General features: G+C 69.9%; 15 protein-coding genes. 8 read left to right on the forward strand and 7 right to left on the reverse strand.

The features are described 5' to 3' along the window. Positions 1 to 25 precede the first annotated feature (25 nt). Genes ACR5MH_RS19250 through ACR5MH_RS19260 form a run of 3 tightly spaced genes read right to left on the reverse strand, consistent with a single transcriptional unit; the run spans position 26 to position 3,426 of the window. On the reverse strand, positions 26 to 1,069 hold the full coding sequence (locus ACR5MH_RS19250) for an alpha/beta hydrolase (RefSeq protein WP_431348650.1): 1,044 nt from the start codon (positions 1,067 to 1,069) through the stop codon (positions 26 to 28). 51 nt (positions 1,070 to 1,120) lie between these two features. Then, the gene (locus ACR5MH_RS19255; protein WP_431348651.1) at positions 1,121 to 2,761 is read right to left on the reverse strand and encodes an ABC1 kinase family protein; all 1,641 of its coding nucleotides are present in this window, start codon (positions 2,759 to 2,761) and stop codon (positions 1,121 to 1,123) included. A gap of 29 nt (positions 2,762 to 2,790) precedes the next feature. After that, positions 2,791 to 3,426, reverse strand: a complete 636-nt coding sequence (locus ACR5MH_RS19260; RefSeq protein ID WP_431348652.1) for a DUF1269 domain-containing protein — start codon at positions 3,424 to 3,426, stop codon at positions 2,791 to 2,793. Between the two features lie 273 nt (positions 3,427 to 3,699). Between ACR5MH_RS19260 and ACR5MH_RS19265 the strand changes: the two genes are divergently transcribed. Both ACR5MH_RS19265 and ACR5MH_RS19270 read left to right on the forward strand, forming a co-directional pair. Continuing rightward, positions 3,700 to 5,394, forward strand: a complete 1,695-nt coding sequence (locus ACR5MH_RS19265) for a SulP family inorganic anion transporter (RefSeq protein WP_431349466.1) — start codon at positions 3,700 to 3,702, stop codon at positions 5,392 to 5,394. Positions 5,395 to 5,487: 93 nt separating this feature from the next. Further along, positions 5,488 to 6,561, forward strand: coding sequence for an alkene reductase (locus tag ACR5MH_RS19270; RefSeq protein WP_431348653.1), 1,074 nt, complete (start codon positions 5,488 to 5,490; stop codon positions 6,559 to 6,561). 42 nt (positions 6,562 to 6,603) lie between these two features. On the opposite strand, the gene ACR5MH_RS19275 is transcribed toward ACR5MH_RS19270, so the two are convergent. Continuing rightward, complete coding sequence (locus ACR5MH_RS19275) at positions 6,604 to 6,858, reverse strand: Smr/MutS family protein (RefSeq protein ID WP_431348654.1); 255 nt, start codon at positions 6,856 to 6,858, stop codon at positions 6,604 to 6,606. 48 nt (positions 6,859 to 6,906) lie between these two features. Continuing rightward, a complete protein-coding gene (locus ACR5MH_RS19280) occupies positions 6,907 to 7,134 on the reverse strand; it encodes an RNA-binding S4 domain-containing protein (RefSeq protein ID WP_431348655.1) in 228 nt (75 codons plus the stop codon). A gap of 64 nt (positions 7,135 to 7,198) precedes the next feature. On the opposite strand from ACR5MH_RS19280, the gene ACR5MH_RS19285 reads away from it, so the two are divergent. The 6 genes from ACR5MH_RS19285 (at position 7,199) to ACR5MH_RS19310 (ending at position 15,799) form a co-directional block, all read left to right on the forward strand. Beyond that, positions 7,199 to 8,233: a LacI family DNA-binding transcriptional regulator gene (locus tag ACR5MH_RS19285; RefSeq protein ID WP_433862069.1), complete on the forward strand. Its 1,035-nt coding sequence runs from the start codon at positions 7,199 to 7,201 to the stop codon at positions 8,231 to 8,233. Positions 8,234 to 8,332: 99 nt separating this feature from the next. Further along, complete coding sequence (locus tag ACR5MH_RS19290; RefSeq protein ID WP_433862070.1) at positions 8,333 to 10,432, forward strand: beta-galactosidase; 2,100 nt, start codon at positions 8,333 to 8,335, stop codon at positions 10,430 to 10,432. A 43-nt stretch (positions 10,433 to 10,475) separates the two neighbouring features. Beyond that, positions 10,476 to 11,834, forward strand: a complete 1,359-nt coding sequence (locus tag ACR5MH_RS19295; RefSeq protein ID WP_433862071.1) for an ABC transporter substrate-binding protein — start codon at positions 10,476 to 10,478, stop codon at positions 11,832 to 11,834. A gap of 74 nt (positions 11,835 to 11,908) precedes the next feature. Next, complete coding sequence (locus tag ACR5MH_RS19300) at positions 11,909 to 12,859, forward strand: carbohydrate ABC transporter permease (protein ID WP_431348659.1); 951 nt, start codon at positions 11,909 to 11,911, stop codon at positions 12,857 to 12,859. Then, positions 12,852 to 13,790, forward strand: coding sequence for a carbohydrate ABC transporter permease (locus ACR5MH_RS19305; protein ID WP_431348660.1), 939 nt, complete (start codon positions 12,852 to 12,854; stop codon positions 13,788 to 13,790). Before ACR5MH_RS19300 ends, ACR5MH_RS19305 begins: the two co-directional genes overlap by 8 nt. Further along, entirely contained in the window at positions 13,787 to 15,799 is a 2,013-nt protein-coding gene (locus ACR5MH_RS19310; protein WP_433862072.1) for a beta-galactosidase, read from the forward strand. The genes ACR5MH_RS19305 and ACR5MH_RS19310 overlap by 4 nt, the downstream gene beginning before the upstream one ends. Positions 15,800 to 15,812: 13 nt before the next feature. Here ACR5MH_RS19310 and ACR5MH_RS19315 read toward each other — a convergent pair whose 3' ends face one another. Both ACR5MH_RS19315 and ACR5MH_RS19320 read right to left on the reverse strand, forming a co-directional pair. Next, positions 15,813 to 16,682 (reverse strand): NAD(P)H-hydrate dehydratase, encoded by an 870-nt coding sequence (locus ACR5MH_RS19315; RefSeq protein WP_431348662.1) that lies wholly within the window; start codon positions 16,680 to 16,682, stop codon positions 15,813 to 15,815. Beyond that, complete coding sequence (locus tag ACR5MH_RS19320) at positions 16,669 to 17,388, reverse strand: histidine phosphatase family protein (protein ID WP_433862073.1); 720 nt, start codon at positions 17,386 to 17,388, stop codon at positions 16,669 to 16,671. Before ACR5MH_RS19320 ends, ACR5MH_RS19315 begins: the two co-directional genes overlap by 14 nt. Positions 17,389 to 17,504 lie beyond the last annotated feature (116 nt).

The following is a 17,504-nucleotide window of genomic DNA, read 5'->3' on the forward strand; positions in this document are numbered from 1 at the left end:
CCCGCCGAGTGGGGAGTACGCACGATCACATCGTGTGCGCGGCAAGGAAGTCCATGGTCGCCGTGAGCGCTTGTCGCGCCTCGGGCCGGCGCAGGTGGAACTGGTACTCGTGCGGCAGCGCCGGTTCGAGCGATGAGGGCCAGAACAGTTCCGTCACGTCGACACCCTTCGCCGCGAGGGCCGCAGCCAGCGGGAGGGATTGCGTGCGGGTGAGGCCGTCGCCGTTGCCGCCCGAGATGTAGGTGGGCGGGAAGTCCGCCGTGATGTGCCGGATGGTCGACATCGTGGTGCCGACGTCTGTCTGCGACCACTCTTTGGTGCCGGCATAGGACCAGAGCGCGGTCCGGAAACCCCATCCGGTGATCCCCGTCAGATCGGCGAGGGCGTCGAGATCGTAGACTCCGCAGTTCAGAATGACACCGGACAGCTGTGACGCGTGGAGCGCAGGCTCGATTCCCAGGAGGCGTGAGTACTCCGGGTTGGTGGTGAGAGCGGCGAGCTGGCTGGCGAGCTGCGCCCCGGCGGAGTCGCCCGCGAGGACGATCCGGGTCGGGTCGATGCCCAGGCTCGCGGCGTTCCCGGCGAGGTACCCGAGGGCGTCGTTGAGCTGGCGCACAGCCGTCGGATAGGTCGCTTCCGGCCCGACGGTGTAGTTCAGGCCGACCGTGGTGTAGCCGTGTTCCGCGAGGATGCGCAGGTACGGGGCGACGTCGGCGGCCGACCCGGAGATCCAGGCGCCGCCGTGGATCCAGACGACGGCCGGCAAAGGCGCGTCCGCAGTGTCCGGCCGGAAAATATCGAATGTCGTGTCGGGCGAGCCGGGCGCGTAGCGGAGACCGGTCGTGCCGGCGATCCCGGACGTGGGCATCTGCTGCTGCATCTCCGTCACCATTTCGGCAGCGCCCCTGTTGAAGACTCTGCGGATGACGAGAGCGGACGGCCACGGCGACCACGTGACCAGGCCGGCCACGATTCGCGCGCAGAGCAGCACGACGGCCGAACCGAAGAGGAGGCGACCGAGACCCGGGGTCGGCCGGCGTGACAACTCCTCGGCGCGGACGCGGCTCATGGACTCACCGTAGCGCCCCTCGGACCTCATCCGCCGGTGGCGAGCGGCCTGTCAGTGGCGGCGCCGGCCGGTCCACAAGAGGTAGCCGATGAGCGTTCCGACAGTGCTCAGGCCCGCGGTCATCAGCACGCTCACCCAGGACCGCCCCTTGCGCTCGCCGACGACGAGATCGCCGATTCCGTTGATGAGTGCGGCGACGACCATTCCGGCGACCAGTCGGTTCCCGATCCGCTCGGCGCGCCCGACGAGGGGCTCCAACTCGGCCGCGCGCACATGGATCTGGATCCCCGACGTGTCCAGGGTCTCGACGATTCGACGCAGCCGTCGAGGAAGCTCGATGAAGAGTTCGGCCGCGTCGCCGGACGCGCGCAGCAGTCGCTGAGCGGTCGCCGTGACGGAGACGCGGTCCTCCACCAGGCGGCGTGCGTACGGGGTGAGCACTTCCCCCATTGCGAAATCATGATCCAGCCGGACACCCAGGCCCTCGACCATGATCAGCACCTTGAACAGCAGCGCCATGTGTCGCGGGAGTTGGAGGTGATGCTCGCGGAGCATGGCGAGCAACTGGCCGATGAGGTGGGCGAAGCTGACCTCGCTCAGCGGTCGGCCGGCGTACTGGGACACCCATCCGGCCAGGGACTGTTCCAGCCGTGGCCGGTCGTCGACATCCTTGGTGACCGAGAGCGCGTACAGCGCGGAGGCGAGCAACGGAGGACTCGCCTGTGTGAACCCGATCAGGAAGTCGGCCAGTTCCTCCTTCAGCTCCTCGTTCAGTTCGCCCACCATGCCGAAGTCGATCAGCGCGATGCTGCCGTCGGGTGTGACGAAGAGGTTTCCCGGGTGCGGATCCGCATGGAAGAAGCCATCGTGGAAGATCATCGTGAGCACCACTTCGGCACCCCGTCGGCCGACCGCCTTGCGGTCGATGCCGGCCGCATCGAGGCGCTCCAGGTCGTTGATCTTGATGCCCGTCATGCGCTCGAGCGTCAGCACGCGGGAGGTCGTCGTCTCCCAGATGACGCGAGGGATCAGCACGTGCGGGTCGGCACTGAAGTTCGTGGCGAACCGCTCCGCATTTCGCCCTTCCTGCAGGTAGTCCATCTCCGCCCGGAGGCTGATCGCGAAATCCTGGGCGATCCCCTCCAGGTCGTAGCCGCGAGCGCGCTCCCACCGGCGGCTCGCTTGCCGGGCGAGGCTCTGCACGATCTCCAGATCCTCCTCGATCTGGGCGACGACGCCCGGTCGCCGCACCTTGACCACCACCGGTGTTCCGTCGTGCAAGTGCGCGGCGTGGGCCTGCCCGATCGACGCGGACGCGAGGGGGACGACGTCGAAGTCCGCGAACAGCTCCTCCACGTCGGCGCCGAGTTCCGCTCGGATCGCGTCGACGATCTCCGCGGCCGGGACGGCAGGCGCTGCGTCCTGAAGCTTCGAGAGTTCGGTGAGGTAGGGCGGCGGCAACAGGTCGGAGCGGGTCGAGAGGAGCTGGCCCAGTTTGATGAAGGTGGGCCCGAGATCTTCCAGCGCCAGGCGCAGGCGCACCGGTGTCGTCGTCTGGTCACGGCGGTCAGCCCCGGGCGCGCGGCGATTGCCGAACCAGCGGCCGACGCCCGTGACCTCGGCGAGGAAGCCGAGACCGTGGCGGGCGAGGACTTCGCCGACCTGCTCGTATCGGCCCAAGTGATTGCTCATTCGCTCACTCTCGGGGTGATCCCGCCGTTCTACTTCGTGTCGGCGGAGTCGCTCCCGGGCTCGGATGCGTCGGCCGCGCCACCGGAGCCGGTCGCGCTGTCCGACTCTTTGCCCGCTGCCTTGATGTCCGCCGCGGCGGCATCGTCGACGGCCTTCTCGACGATCCGGTCGGCCTTCTCGAGCGCCTCGCGGATCTTGACCTCGCCCGGGTTGGAGACGAGCGCGATGATGCCGGAGTGGCCGGGCGCGATCGCGTCCTCGAGCTCCTTCGCCAGCTCCTTCCTGTGGTGGCGCTCGCGCAGCTTGCCGATGAGGCCGCCGCCGGCGCCGACCACGAGGGCGCTGCCGATGATCGAGGGCGGGAAGAGCACGCCCAGGACCGCGCCGCCCACAGCGCCCCAGGTGAGGCCCTCGCGGGTGCTGTGGTCGGTGGCCTTCTGCACTTCGAGTCTGCCGCCCGCCTCCCGTCTGACGACGACGACCCCGTCGATCTTGACCGTCGCGCCGTCCTCGACCTTCTTGAGTGCTTCGTACGCCTCCATCGCGATGTCGGTGTCCGCGAAATCGGCGGCGAGCAGCGTGTACGCGCCGTCGCTGATGCCCGCCGCCTCCACGCTGACGGCCGCGTCGGGCTCGTCGGCGGGAGTGGATGTCTCATCGGTCATGTCGGTCTCCTCACGAGCGGTGACTGCCGTTCGGCCGCAAGTATAGGGAGGGGCTCCGCTCGCGGCTATGCCGGTGGCGAAGCCGGGCGCGGCGTCGACGAGATCGCCGTCCATCCTCATCGGCATGGTGTGGCTCATGCTCTGACTGGAGCAACTTGCCACATCGGCACCAGTGCCGGGTGAGGGCTGAAGAACGTACTTGCCGCGCGCACAGCGACGGTCGTACCTTCTGGCCACGCGAAGCGAACGACGCTCCGCCTTTCGGAGGAGATGATGCCCAAGCCAGGTGGTCGCAGTCCGAGCCGGCTACCGATCGTGGGTCAACTCCGCTCCTATCGGCGTTCCTGGCTCCGCGGAGATCTGATCGCCGGGGTGACCGTCGCCGCACTCATCGTCCCCAAGAATCTGGGGTACGCGGGCATCGCCGGCGTGCCCTTGCAGAACGGCCTGTACGCGGCGGCCGCCGGTGCGATCCTCTACGCGGTCTTCGGGACGAGCCGGCAGATCTCGATGGGTCCGAGCTCGGGTCTGGCGGCGGTCGCGGCCAGCGCCGTGCTCGCGGCGGGCATCACCGGCGAGCAGGAGGTCGCCTCGTTCGTCGCCGGCATCACACTCGCCTCGGGCATCCTGTTCCTGGTGCTCGCGGTCTTCCGGATGGGCTGGATCGCGCAGTTCCTCTCGCGGGCCGTGGTCACCGGCTTCCTCTTCGGCGCCGCGATCGACGTGGTGATCGGGGAACTCCCGAAGCTGACCGGGACGGAGACCGCCGGTGCGAACCCGATCCAGGAGCTCTGGTCGTGGTTCGGCACCCTGAAGGATGCGCAACCGACGACGGTGCTCGTCGGGATCGTCTCGCTCGTGGTCGTCTTCGGCCTCCGGGCGATCGCCCCACGGGTGCCCGGTGCCCTGGTCCTCGTCGTCGGCGGTCTGCTCGCGGCGGCGCTGTTCGACCTCGGCGCCAAGGGTGTGGCCCTGGTCGGGGACGTGCCCAGGGGATTGCCGGTGCCGCGGTTCCCGGACGGCCAGCAGTTGTGGGAGCACGCGGGCACCGTCGCCCTGGCCGCCGTGGCGCTGGTCATGATCGGCTTCTCCCAGACCGCAGGCGACGCGCGCACATTCGCGGCCAGACACCGCTACCAGATCGACATCGACCAGGAGTCCGTCGCCCAGTCCGCGGCCAACATCGGCGCGGGCCTGTTCCAGGGGATGCCGGTCTCCACCAGTCTGTCGGCGAGCTCGCTGAACGACCGCACTGGCGCGAAGACGGGGCTGGCGTCCCTGACGTCGGGCGTCACCGTGCTGCTGACTCTCCTGCTCCTGGCGCCGCTGTTCTCCATCCTGCCCAAGGCGGTCCTCGGGGCGCTGATCATCGAGGCGGTCGTCAGCGGCATGATGGACGTCCCCGAGATGCGCCGGCTCTTCCGGGTGAAGAAGGTCGATTTCTGGATCGCGATCGTCGCACTGCTCGGAACCCTGGTCTTCGGCGTGCTCGCCGGCGTGATCATCGGGATCGCGCTCTCCCTGCTCTGGCTGGTGGCCGTGGCCACGCGCCCGGAGATGCCGACCCTCGGACGTGAACGGGGTACGCAGGTGTTCCGAGAGGTCGACGCCAACCCCGGCGATGAGATCCTTCCGGGCGTGGCCGTCGTCCGGTTCGACGGCGGCCTGTTCTTCGCCACCGCCGACGCGCTCGAAGACCACCTGCGTGAGGTGATTCACGCGAACCCGGAACTGAGCGGGATCGTGCTCGACTGCGGCGGGATCAACTTCATCGACTCCCAGGGCGCGGCCTCGATGGCGGACGCCGTGACTCTCGCCCGGGACGCCGGCGTTCAGCTCCGGCTCACCCGGCTCAAACCAGGGCCGCGCGCCGTGCTCGAACGCGACGGCGTGATCGACCTCATCGGGGCGGACCACATCCACGGCAACATCCACCGAGCGGTCGAGGCCGAGCAGAAGAAGGAATAGCGCGGACCCGAGCGTCGTTCGACCAGGAGGCTGCGCCCGACCGTGCAGCCTGCCCACCCTGGCACGTGTCCGTCAATCGAAAGGCATTCCTCGATGGATCTGTTCTCTCCCGTTTCGCTCGGCGAGCTCCACCTTCCCAACCGCGTCGTGATGGCGCCGCTCACCCGCACGCGTTCGGGTGAAGCCGGCATCCCGGGGCCGCTGGTGGCGGAACACTACGCGCAGCGGGCGAGCGTGGGCCTGATCATCACCGAGGGCACCTACCCGAGCCACGAGTCCCGTGCGTACCCCGGCCAGCCGGGCATCGTCACGGAGGAGCAGATCGCCGGCTGGCGCGCGGTCGCCGACGCCGTGCACGCCAAGGGCGGCCGCATCGTCATGCAGCTCATGCACAGCGGCCGCGTCTCGCACCCGCTGATCAACGGGACGGACCGCACCGTCGCCCCGAGCGCCGTCGCGATCGACGGTGAGACGCGCACGACCACCGGCAAGGTCCCCTTCCCGGTGCCGCACGCGCTGACCACCGACGAGCTCGCCACGGTGCGCGACGAGTTCGTCACAGCGGCGGAGAACGCCATCGCCGCCGGCCTCGACGGGGTGGAGGTGCACAGCGCCAACGGCTACCTGCTGCACCAGTTCCTCTCGCCGGTGTCCAACGTCCGCGACGACGGGTACGGCGGGTCCCCGGAGGCGCGTGCCCGTTTCGTCGTCGAGGTCACGACGGCGATCGCCGAGGCTGTAGGCGCCGGGCGGGTGGGCATCCGGCTGTCGCCGATGCACAACATCCAGGACGTCTTCGAGACGGACCTCGCGGACGCCACCGCCACCTACGAGGCCGTCGTCGACGGACTCGCTCCGCTCGGCCTCGCCTACGCGAGCGTGCTGCACAGCGACCCCACCGGCGCACTCGTCCAGGACCTGCGCGAGCGCTTCGGCGGCCCGTTCATCGTGAACAGCGGCTTCAGCTCGGTCACCACGCGCGACGAGGCGATCGCGCTGGTCGAGGACTCGCACGCGGACGCCGTGGCCGTCGGCCGTCTCGCGATCGCGAACCCGGACCTGGTGGAGCGCTGGAAGGGTGCTCACCCGGAGAACGAGCCCAACGCGGCGACGTTCTACGGGGCCGGCGCCGAAGGCTACACGGACTACCCGCGCCTGAGCGCGTAGTCGGGGAGCCGGGCGCTTCCCGCCCGCGGCGGCCGACGCGCGCTACTTCCACCGGAAGTGCACGAACACCCGGCCGAAGTTCTTCGAGTCCTTCTCGACCCGGTGGTACTGCGCCTTGATCTCCGGCTGGTCGAGGAAGCGCAGCACCCGCTTCTTGAGCGCGCCCGACCCCTTCCCCGGGATGATCTCGACCAGCGGGGCCTTCTTGGCGACGGCATCCGCGATGACCGCACGAAGGGCTCGGTCGATGTCGCCGCCGCGGTTGTAGATGTCGTGCAGGTCGAGCGTCAGCTTCATGTGCTCATCCTGCACCCGGCAGAGCGGCGGAGCGCCGTGCGCGGGCGCTCACGGGCGGACGCGCACCAGGCGACCCTCGAAACCGACGATGTCGCCGATCTGAAGCTGGCGTCCGCGCCGGCGGTCGACCTCGCCGTTCACGGTCACGAAGCCGTCGATGATGGCCTCTTTCACGTTCCCGCCGGAGTCGAGCAGCCCGGCGAACTTCAGGAACTGCCCGAGGCGGATCATCTCGCCGCCGATGGATATGTCGTCCGGTCGCGACTCTTTCGTCATCCCCGTAGGTTAGTCGACCCCACCTGCTCCGGGCGTGTCCCCGCCTGTAGCTAGACTTCGTCTCATGAAGCGCGCCACCATCTACGACGTGGCTCGCCAGGCCGGCGTGTCCCACCAGACGGTGACCCGGTATCTGAACGGGTTCGAGGGCATCCGCCCGACGACCCGCGCCAAGGTGCAGGCCGCGCTGGAGGAGCTGAACTACCGCCCGAACGGCGCGGCCCGGTGGCTCCGGTCCCGCCAGTCCAACCGCATCGGGATCCTGGCGCACCGCATGGAGCTGTCGGGTCCGGGCCGGATCGTGGCAGGCGCCACCACGGCGGCCAGGAGCCGGGGATTCGTCCTCGACATCGCTTCGATGGACGGCGAGGACGGAGTGTCCGTCGACGAGGCGCTCGACGTCATCATGGAGCACCAGATCGCCGGCGTCTTCGCCACAGCGCAGACCGACGTCGTGCGCGCGGCGATCGCCGGCAGGGGTGTCGACATCCCCATCGCGATGGATTCGGCGGAGGGACTCTCGTCCACGGCCCTGAACCCGCGCTCGCTCCCCGGCGCGCTCGCCGCGGACCACCTCGCCGACCTCGGCCACTCCCGCGTCGCTTTCGTCAACGGCCCACGCGTGTGGATCGCCGCGAATCAGCGGCGGGAGGGCTTCATCGACGTCGCGGCGAGGCGGGGCCTGCGGGTGGTCTGGGAGTACGAGGGTGACTGGTCCGCGGAGTCCGGGTACCGGGCCGCGCGCGAGCTGCCGCCGGAGGTGACGGCCGTGGCGGTGGCCAACGACAGCATGGCGATCGGGTTGATCTACGGGCTCGCCGAGCGCGGCGTCCGGGTCCCCGACGATGTCAGCGTGATCGGCATGGACGATTCGCCGGAGTCCCGCTTCCATCTCCCCCGCTGTCGACCATCCGGCTCGACTTCGAGGGGAGGGCGCGTACCTGATGAACATGCTCATCGCCAAGATCGAGGGCGGCGACATCCACGAGGTTCCGCGGTACCGTCTGCCCGAACTCGTCGTGCGCGGATCGACGGCGGTCGTGCGGCCGGCGAACGCCCGACCATAACGGTCCGGTTAAGGCTGTTGTGCCACCGCTGAGGGTGTGGGTATGCTGCTCACAACAAAATGTTGTCGACAACAGTGACCGGTCACATTGCCGGAGGTCGAGAACAGACGCGACGAAGCGGAAGGTCGACGATGACGCTGAACCCCACGTTCCCCGGTGTGCTCTTCGGAGCCGCCTACTACGCGGAGTACCAGGAGGAGGGGACGCTGGACCGCGACCTCGACCTGATGGTGGAGGCGGGCTTCACCGTCATCCGGGTGGGCGAGTCGGTGTGGTCGACCTGGGAGCCGCGCAACGGCGAGTTCGACCTCGACTGGCTCCAACCGGTGCTCGACGGGGCGCATGCACGGGGGATCGCGGTCATCCTGGGGACGCCCACCTACGCCATCCCGCCGTGGCTGCAGACGCTGCACCCGGAGATCGCCTCGGTGGACGGCCAGGGGCACGCTCTCGGCTGGGGCGCACGCCAGGAGATGGACCAGTCCGTCCCGGCCTACCGCTGGTACGCCGAGCGGATCATCCGCAAGATCGTCGCCCGCTACGCCGATCACCCGGCGGTGATCGGCTATCAGGTGGACAACGAGCCGGGCAACAACCTGCCGCACAACGAGAGCACCTTCCAGGCGTTCGTCGCCTGGCTGCGCGGCCGTTACGGCACGGTGGAGCGGCTCAACGAGGAATGGGGGCTCGTCTACTGGTCGCACCGCATCGCCGAATGGTCGGAGCTCTGGCGCCCCGGCGGCAATCTGATGCCGCAGTACCAGCTCGAGTGGCGGCGCTTCCAGGGTGAGCAGGCCACGGACCTGATCGCCTGGCAGGCGGAGATCGTGCGCGAGTACGCCAGGGACGACCAGTTCGTCACGACCTGCATCTCCTACTCCCGGCCCCAGCTCTCCGACGACCAGCTCGCCGCCACTCTCGACGTGACCGCGGGCAACCCGTACTACCTGATGCAGGACGGCCTCTCGGCCGACGTCGACCTGCCGCGGCGCGCGGACTGGTGGCACACCGGGCCGTGGGCGCTCTTCCAGTGGGGCGACCGCGCCTACTCCTCGCGGCAGGAGCGCTTCCTGGTGACGGAGACGAACGCGCAGTCCATCGGCGGCCCCTGGCAGAACCAGCCGCCGTACCCGGGCCAGATCAAGCAGGCCGCGTTCGCCCTCGTCGCCCGCGGATCGCGGATGGTCGAGTACTGGCACTGGCACACCCTCCACTTCGGCGTCGAGACCTACTGGGGCGGGGTGCTCCCGCACAGTCAGGTCCCCGGCCGCATCTACAGGGAGGTCGCAGAGCTGGGCGCCAGCCTGAAGCGCATCGGCGGCGCGCTCGACGGGTTCGAGCCGGACGCGGACGTGCTGATGCTGCACTCCACCGACACGAAGTGGTCGTTCGAGTTCTACCCGCCGCTCGCAACCGACGACGGCGACGCGGACCGACGCTCCTACGCGCGCATCGTCGACTCGTTCTACCGCGGCTTCAGCGAGACGGGCGCGCAAGTGCGGGTGCAGCACACCCGCCAGTTCCTCGGGCAGCCGACCGCCGAGCTGGTGGAGCGGTACCCCGTCCTGGTCGCCGCGGCCGAATACGTCGCGGACGACGCGGTGCTCGATGCTCTGCGCGCCTACGCCGAGGCGGGTGGCCATCTCGTGCTCGGCATCCGCACCGGCTACGGCGACGAGCTGGCCCGGGCGCGGCGGGGAGTCGCGCCGGACCGCCTGCACGACGCCGCGGGCGTCTGGTACGACGAGTACAGCAACCTGGCCGAGCCCCTGGACGTGACCGCGGCCGAGGGCTTCGAACTGGAGGCCGGCTCGCAGGCCACCGCCTGGGTGGACATCCTCAACCCGGACGGCGCCGAGACCGTCGTCGCCTACCGGCCGACCGAGCTCGGCGCCGAGGCCGCGATCACCACCGCATCGTTCGGCGCCGGACGCGTGACCTACGTCGGCACGGTGCCGAACGAGCCGCTCGCCCGCAGCCTCGCCCGCTGGCTGGTGCCGGAGACCGCGGCCACGGCATGGGAGGCCGCGCGCCCGGTCACCGTCAGCACCGGCCGCGCCGGCGACGGCACGGTGGCGTTCGTCCACAACTGGTCGGGCACCCGGCACACCGTCACGGTGGCCGCCGACAGCATCCACGTGGAGTCCGGCGAGCGGTTCGCCGCCGGAGCCCGCTTCACCCTCGAACCGCGCGGCGTCGCCGTGTTCGAGGTCCCCGGCTCGCAGGCGTGAGACGGATCGCACGGAACCGAAACCAAGAGAAAGAGAAACGCTCATGAGGAAGAAAGCACCGAGAACAGCAGTGGCGCTGGGTACCGGCCTCCTGGCTGTCGCACTCGCACTCACCGGCTGCACCGGAGGGGGCGGCGCGTCGACCGACAGCACCAAGCCCGTATCGCAGGCGGAGATCGACAAGGCGATGAAGACGCCGACGAACCTCACGTTCTGGACCTGGGTCCCCGACATCAAGAACGAGGTCGCGCTGTTCGAGAAGAAGTACCCGGCGATCAAGGTCGACGTCGAGAACGTGGGCCAGGGCGCTGCGCACTATCAGAAGCTCCGCACCGCACTGAAGGCGGGCAAGGGGGCTCCGGACGTGGCCCAGGTCGAGTTCCAGTACATCTCGTCGTTCACCGTCACCGACAGCCTGCTGAACCTCACGCCGTACGGCGCGTCGGACCTCGGCAGCCAGTACGTGCCGTGGGTGTGGAACCAGGTCAAGCAGAACAACGGCATCTACGCCATCCCGCAGGACTCCGGCCCGATGGGCAACCTGTACCGCGAGGACATCCTGTCGAAGGCGGGCATCACCACCGCGCCGAAGACCTGGGACGAGTACGCGGCGGACGCGGCGACGGTCAAGGAGAAGACCGGCGTCTACATGTCCAACCTGGCGTCCGGTCAGGCCGGCCAGATGCTCGGACTCCTGTGGCAGGCCGGGGTCAAGCCGTTCGGCTACGACGGAAAGAAGGGGGTGAAGGTCGACGTCGACAGCGCGGAGGCGAAGAAGGTCGCCGCGTACTGGCAGGACCTCATCCAGAAGGGCTACGTCTCGACCGACCCCGACTTCACCGACAGCTGGTACCAGGGTCTGGCCAACGGCAAGTACGCCGGCTGGCTGACCGCGGCGTGGGCTCCGGTCTTCCTGCAGGGCACGGCGGCCAAGACCTCGGGCCTCTGGCGCGCGGCCGACCTGCCGCAGACGCCCGGCGTGAAGGCGGCCTCCGGCAACTGGGGAGGCTCGTCCGACGCCGTGCTGAAGACGACGAAGAACCCGATCGCGGCGTACGAACTGGCGAAGTTCATCAACAACGACCCGGAGTCGACGCTCATGTTCGCGAACAAGCAGTTCCTGTTCCCGACCTCGAACGCGACCCTGAAGGACCCGCAGTTCGTCGACAAGCAGGCGGCGTTCTACGGTGGCCAGAAGGTCAACGAGCTCTTCGCCAACATCTCGACCACGGTCGACACCAAGTTCGACTGGCTGCCCTACATGGACTACGCCTACTCGAGCTACACCGAGACCGTGGGCAAGGCGCTCGCGGCCAAGGGCGACGTCTCGGCCGGCCTGGACGCCTGGCAGAAGGCGCTCGTGGCCTACGGCACCCAGCAGGGCTTCTCCGTCAACAAGTGAGGCCGTGCCGGCGGCGGGAGGACGACCTCCCGCCGCCGGCAGGCCCGCCCCCGGATCGAACAAGGGAGTTCACCATGACCCAGTCCGTCGCACCCGGACGGGTGCGCCCGCAGCGGACCGCGAGACCGCGACCGCGGCGCAGCGCCAACCAGCGGCGGCTGAACCGCGCCGCCTATCTGTTCGTGGCGCCGTTCATGCTCGTCTTCGTCGTGATGCTGCTCCTGCCGCTGTTCTACTCCGGCTATCTGAGCCTGTTCACGACGCAGCTCATCGGCGGCCAGACATTCGCCTGGTTCACCAACTACGTCCGCGCCTTCGCCGATCCGGATTTCCTCGCCGGCCTCGGCCGGATGGCCCTGTTCCTGGTCATCCAGGTTCCGATCATGCTCGCACTCTCGCTGTTCTTCGCCCTCGCACTGGACAGCGGCCGGGTGCGCGGCTCGATCGCCCTGCGGCTGCTGATCTTCCTGCCGTTCGCGGTGCCCGGCGTCGTCGCGACGCTGATGTGGGGCTACCTCTACGGCAACGACTTCGGTCCGATCGCGCAGACCTTCCGCGCCGTCGGGCTCGCGGCGCCCGACCTGCTCAACGCCCAGAACATGCTCGGCTCGATGATGAACATCGTCACCTGGGCGTTCGTCGGCTACAACATGATCATCATGTACGCGGCCCTGCGGTCGATCCCCGCCGAGCTGTTCGAAGCCGCGGAGATCGATGGCGCCAGCCAGTGGCGCGTGGCGTGGAGCATCAAGATCCCCGGCATCCGCCCGGCGATCATCCTCACCGTCATCTTCTCGATCATCGGCACTTTCCAGCTCTTCAACGAGCCGAGCCTGCTGCACGCGATCGCGCCGAACGTGATCGACAACGGCTACACACCGAACTACTACGCGTACAACCTCGCGTTCACGAACCAGGACGTCAACTATGCGGCCGCCATCGCCTTCCTGCTCGGGATCGTGATCGCCATCGTGTCGTACGTCGTCCAGCTCACCACTCAGCGCAAGGAGGCGCGCAATGACTGAGACCGCGACGCGCTCGAGTCTCGCAACGGCGACGACGGCCCGGCCGCGCAGCCGCACCCGGGGCCGGGCGAAGGCGTACAACCGGGAGCGGCAGCGCAGCACGCTGCTCACCGTCCTGCTCTGGATCTGCGCCCTGTACTTCGTGCTGCCGATCGTCTGGCTGTTCATCGCCTCCACCAAGAGCAACGGCGACCTGTTCACCACGTTCGGCTTCGCCTTCGGGCACACCTTCGAGCTGTTCTCGAACATCGGCGCGGTCTTCACCACGCAGAACGGCATCTACACGCACTGGGCGATCAACACTCTGGTGTACGCCGTGGTGAGCGCGACGGGGGCCTCGCTCCTGGCCACCATGGCCGGCTACGCGTTCGCCAAGTATCGGTTCCCCGGCGCCGTGCTGATGTTCAGCGTCGTCCTCGGGGCGATCATGATCCCGCTGACGGCGCTGGCGCTGCCGACGTACCTGATGTTCAGCCAGATCGGGATCACGAACACTCCGGCCGCCGTGATCGTGCCATCGCTGGTGAGCCCGTTCGGCGTCTTCCTGATGCGGGTCTACGCGGCCGACGCCATCCCCGACTCGATGATCGAGGCGGGCCGGGTGGACGGTGCGGGAGAGGCCCGGATCTTCTGGCAGGTCGGCCTCCGTCTGCTGGCCCCCGGCATCGTCACGGTGTTCCTGTTCGCGCTGGTCGGCACCTGGAACAACTACTTCCTGCCGCTGATCATGCTGAACAGTTCCCAGCTCTACCCGCTCACCGTCGGCCTGGCCCAGCAGCAGGCCACCAGCGCGGCCGGCGGCGGCTCGCAGGCGCTGTTCTCGGTCGTCATCACGGGCTCGCTCGTGTCGATCATCCCCTTGGTCATCGCCTTCCTCTTCCTGCAGCGGTACTGGACGACGGGCCTCGCGAGCGGGAGCGTGAAGGAGTGACCGGGGCGGTGCTGAAGGGCGGCTTCGCCTACGGCGGCGACTACAACCCCGAGCAGTGGGCCCCGGAGGTCTGGCGGGAGGACATCGAGCTGATGAACCGGGCCGGGGTGAACCTGGTCTCGGTCGGTATCTTCTCGTGGGCGCGGATCGAGCCGCGCGACGGCGAGTTCGACTTCGCCTGGCTGGACGAGGTGCTCGACCTGCTGCACGCAGGCGGGGTGCGCGTCGACCTGGCGACCGCCACGGCCTCGCCGCCGCCCTGGCTGGCGGTCGCGCATCCGGAGCTGCTGCCCGTGACCGCGGACGGCGTCACGCTGTCGTCGGGCAGCCGGCAGGCGTACTGCCCGAGCTCGCCGGTCTACCGGCGCTACGCCGCACGGCTCGTGGAGGCGATCGTCGACCGCTACGCCGACCATCCCGCGGTCGAGCTCTGGCACGTCAACAACGAGTACGGCTGTCACGTCAGCCGCTGCTACTGCGACGCGTCGGCGGCCGCCTTCCGCGGCTGGCTGGAGGCGAAGTACACGACGATCGAGGCGCTCAACGAGGCGTGGGGGACCGCGTTCTGGTCGCAGCACTACGCGTCGTTCGACGAGATCCTGCCGCCGCGCGCGGCACCCACGTTCATGAACCCGACCCAGCTGCTCGACTTCGACCGGTTCGGCTCGGACGAACTGCTCGACTGCTTCCGGATGGAGAAGTCGATCATCCGGTCGCGGTCGGGCCTGCCGGTGACGACGAACTTCATGGGCTTCTTCAAGCCGGTCGACTACTGGGCGTGGGCGCGGGAGGTGGATGTCGTGTCCGACGACTCCTATCCCGACCCGGCCGATCCGCGCTCGCCGATGTACGCCGCGATGCAGCGCGATCTGATGCGCTCGCTGGGCGGCGGTGAGCCCTGGCTGCTGATGGAGCAGTCGCCCGGCGCGGTCAACTGGCGCGAGCGCAACGCCGCCAAGCTCCCCGGCCAGATGCGCGCGTGGTCGTATCAGAGCATCGCGCGCGGCGCCGACGGAATCCTCTTCTTCCAGTGGCGGCAAGCCGTGGCCGGGGCGGAGAAGTTCCACTCGGGCATGCTGCCGCACGGCGGGACGGACACTCGCGTGTTCCGCGAGGTGGAGCAGCTCGGGCGCGAGCTGGCGACCCTGTCCGTGGCGCCCGGTCTGCTCGGCGCGGCCGTGCCGGCGCAGGTCGCGATCGTGTTCGACTGGGACTCGTGGTGGGCGGTCGAACAAGAGGCGTCGCCGGCTCGGACGAGCTACCTGGAGGAGGTCTTCTCCTGGTACGCGGCGCTCGCCGCATCCGGGGCGACGGTCGACTTCGCGCGCGCGACGGACGACCTCGCCGGCTACCGCGCGGCGGTCGTGCCGGCGCTGTTCGTGGCGAGCGACGGGCAGCTCGCCGCTCTCGACCGTTACGCGGCCGGGGGCGGCACCCTCGTCGTCGGCTTCCTCACCGGCATCCTCGACCCGGACCTCCATGTCCGGACGGGCGGCTACCTCGGCCCGCTCCGCGACACGCTCGGTGTCTGGATCGAAGAGTTCGCGCCTCCCGCCGCGCCCGATCTCGCCGCCCTCGGCGGTGGCGAGCCGCCCGCGCTGCGCGTACGGGGCGAGTTGATCGGAGGAGCCGCGGAGGCGTCACGCTGGGCCGAGTACGTGCGGGTGGAGACCGCGGACGTCGAGGCCGTGTTCGACGGAGGCGCCCTCGACGGCCACCCGGCGCTCACCCGGCATCGCCGCGGGGAGGGCGCCGCCTGGTACGTCGCCACGCGCCTCGACCCGGCGCCGCTCGCGAGGCTCCTCGACGCGGTCCTGACCTCGGCGGCGGTCGACCGGCTGCCGACGGTCGCGGGGGTGGAGTTCGTCCGGCGCGGCGACGTGCTCGCGGCGATCAACCACTCTCTGGAGCCGGTGACGCTCGAGCTGGCGGGGACCGACCTGCTCAGCGGGGCGCCGGCGACGGGGCTGAGGCTCGCGGCGCAGGGGGTGGCGCTGATCGTGGAGTGAGTCGCGCCCGGGCTCACGGCGTGCGTTCCACCACGGCGAGCTCGTACGGGAAGCGGTCGACGATCTCGGAGGCCAGGAAGCCCAGAGGGGCGATCGAGCGGGCGAGGGAGGCGCCGGCCGCCTGGTGCAGGAAGGTCCCCCACACCGCTGCCTGCTCGGGGGCGCACCCGCGTGCGGCGAGACCGGCGATCGCGCCCGCCAAGGCGTCCCCGCTGCCCGACGTCCCGAGACCCGGTCCGCCGCCTTCGACGAGGAAAACCCGTCCGTCCGGGGCTGCGACCACGTTGTGGCAGGTGACGACCGCCCGATAGCGCCGCGCGATCTCGACGATGTCGCTCTGGTCGTCGCGCAGCCGGCGGCCGAGCAGCAGCGCGGCCTCGTCCTTGTTCGGGGTCAGGATGGTGTTGCGCGTCGGGACGCGGCGGCCGGACAGCGCTCCGAGAGCGAAGGCGTCGAGCACGACGGTGCTCTCCCGCGTCACGAGGCGGGTCAGCTTCCCCAGCATCTCCCGGGTCTCCCCGATGTCATCGAGGCCGGGCCCCAGCAGCACGGCGTCGGCCTGGCGCACGTCGGAGGCGGCTGCCGCGAGGGCCGAGCCCCGGATCCGGGCCCGTCCGGTCTCGCGCAGGGGCACGACGCCGCACTCCGGGAAGGCGACGGCCACCTCGACCGCAACGGACGACGCGATCGCCAGGGTGAGCCTGCCGGCGCCCACGCGCAGGGCCGCGCGGCCGGCGAGCAGCGCGCCGCCGGGCGACCGTGCCGCCCCGCCGACCACGACGACGTCGCCGCGCGACTTCTTCGAGGTCCCCGGTGCCGGGAGCGGCCAGCTGCGCAGCAGCGCAGCGTCGACGCGGCGACGCGAGGGCTCACTCGGTGACATGGGCCGCTCCGGGATGTTCGGTGGCGGGAAGGCCCGCCGCGATCAGGTGTGCGTCGTCCGCGAAGGCCTCCACCCGCCAGCCGCCGCCGTCCGCCACAAGGGTGGTCACGGTGGCGTTGCCGACCACGCGGTCGAGGAGGTACGCGTTCAGCTCCTGCTCGGTCCAGCCCAGCAGGACATAGAGGAAGAGGCTCACGACGGCGTCGTGCGTGAAGACCAGCACGGGACGACGGTCGGCGGCCGGGAGCTCCCGGGCGAACGAGCGCAGCCGGAGCGCGACATCCGTCCACGCCTCTCCGCCGGGGGGCCGGTAGTAGAACGTGCCGAGCCAGCGGCGCCGGGCCGCCTCCTGCGGCAGACGCGTGTCGACGCCGTGTCGGGTGAGGGCGTCCAGGATGCCGAGCTCGCGGTCGCGGAGGCGCTCGTCGACGACGAACGCGTCGCCGTCCAGCGCGAGCCGGGCCGTGCTCACCGCACGCCGGTAGGGCGAACTCCACACCAGTGCTCCACGGCGATCGGCTCCGAGCTCGGCCGCGAGACGCGGACGGAGGGCGGCGGCCTGCCGCTCGCCCAGTTCGGAGAGCGGGACGTCGGCGTCACGTGCGCCGACGTCGATCACCTCCTCGCCGGCCGCCTCCGCGGCCGTGGCGGCGACGTTGGCGGTGCTCTCACCGTGGCGGACGAGCAGGATCTTCGCGGCGGTCATGGCCGGGAGTGTACGCGCGGGGTGGCGGGGGCACCGAGGGGTCTGCGCCGACGCGGGTCCCGCTACTCCCCGGAGAGTAGGCGCAGCTACTCCGCCGGCCGGATGACGACGATCCC

Source organism: Streptomyces sp. L7, from assembly GCF_050990935.1.
Classification (GTDB): domain Bacteria; phylum Actinomycetota; class Actinomycetes; order Actinomycetales; family Microbacteriaceae; genus Leifsonia.

Coding starts and splice junctions, on each gene's coding strand:
- ACR5MH_RS19250 (WP_431348650.1), bottom strand. CDS start 1,069: ATGAGCCGCGTCCGCGCCGAGGAGTTGTCACGCCGGCCGACCCCGGGT.
- ACR5MH_RS19255 (WP_431348651.1), bottom strand. CDS start 2,761: ATGAGCAATCACTTGGGCCGATACGAGCAGGTCGGCGAAGTCCTCGCC.
- ACR5MH_RS19260 (WP_431348652.1), bottom strand. CDS start 3,426: ATGACCGATGAGACATCCACTCCCGCCGACGAGCCCGACGCGGCCGTC.
- ACR5MH_RS19265 (WP_431349466.1), top strand. CDS start 3,700: ATGCCCAAGCCAGGTGGTCGCAGTCCGAGCCGGCTACCGATCGTGGGT.
- ACR5MH_RS19270 (WP_431348653.1), top strand. CDS start 5,488: ATGGATCTGTTCTCTCCCGTTTCGCTCGGCGAGCTCCACCTTCCCAAC.
- ACR5MH_RS19275 (WP_431348654.1), bottom strand. CDS start 6,858: ATGAAGCTGACGCTCGACCTGCACGACATCTACAACCGCGGCGGCGAC.
- ACR5MH_RS19280 (WP_431348655.1), bottom strand. CDS start 7,134: ATGACGAAAGAGTCGCGACCGGACGACATATCCATCGGCGGCGAGATG.
- ACR5MH_RS19285 (WP_433862069.1), top strand. CDS start 7,199: ATGAAGCGCGCCACCATCTACGACGTGGCTCGCCAGGCCGGCGTGTCC.
- ACR5MH_RS19290 (WP_433862070.1), top strand. CDS start 8,333: ATGACGCTGAACCCCACGTTCCCCGGTGTGCTCTTCGGAGCCGCCTAC.
- ACR5MH_RS19295 (WP_433862071.1), top strand. CDS start 10,476: ATGAGGAAGAAAGCACCGAGAACAGCAGTGGCGCTGGGTACCGGCCTC.
- ACR5MH_RS19300 (WP_431348659.1), top strand. CDS start 11,909: ATGACCCAGTCCGTCGCACCCGGACGGGTGCGCCCGCAGCGGACCGCG.
- ACR5MH_RS19305 (WP_431348660.1), top strand. CDS start 12,852: ATGACTGAGACCGCGACGCGCTCGAGTCTCGCAACGGCGACGACGGCC.
- ACR5MH_RS19315 (WP_431348662.1), bottom strand. CDS start 16,682: ATGTCACCGAGTGAGCCCTCGCGTCGCCGCGTCGACGCTGCGCTGCTG.
- ACR5MH_RS19320 (WP_433862073.1), bottom strand. CDS start 17,388: ATGACCGCCGCGAAGATCCTGCTCGTCCGCCACGGTGAGAGCACCGCC.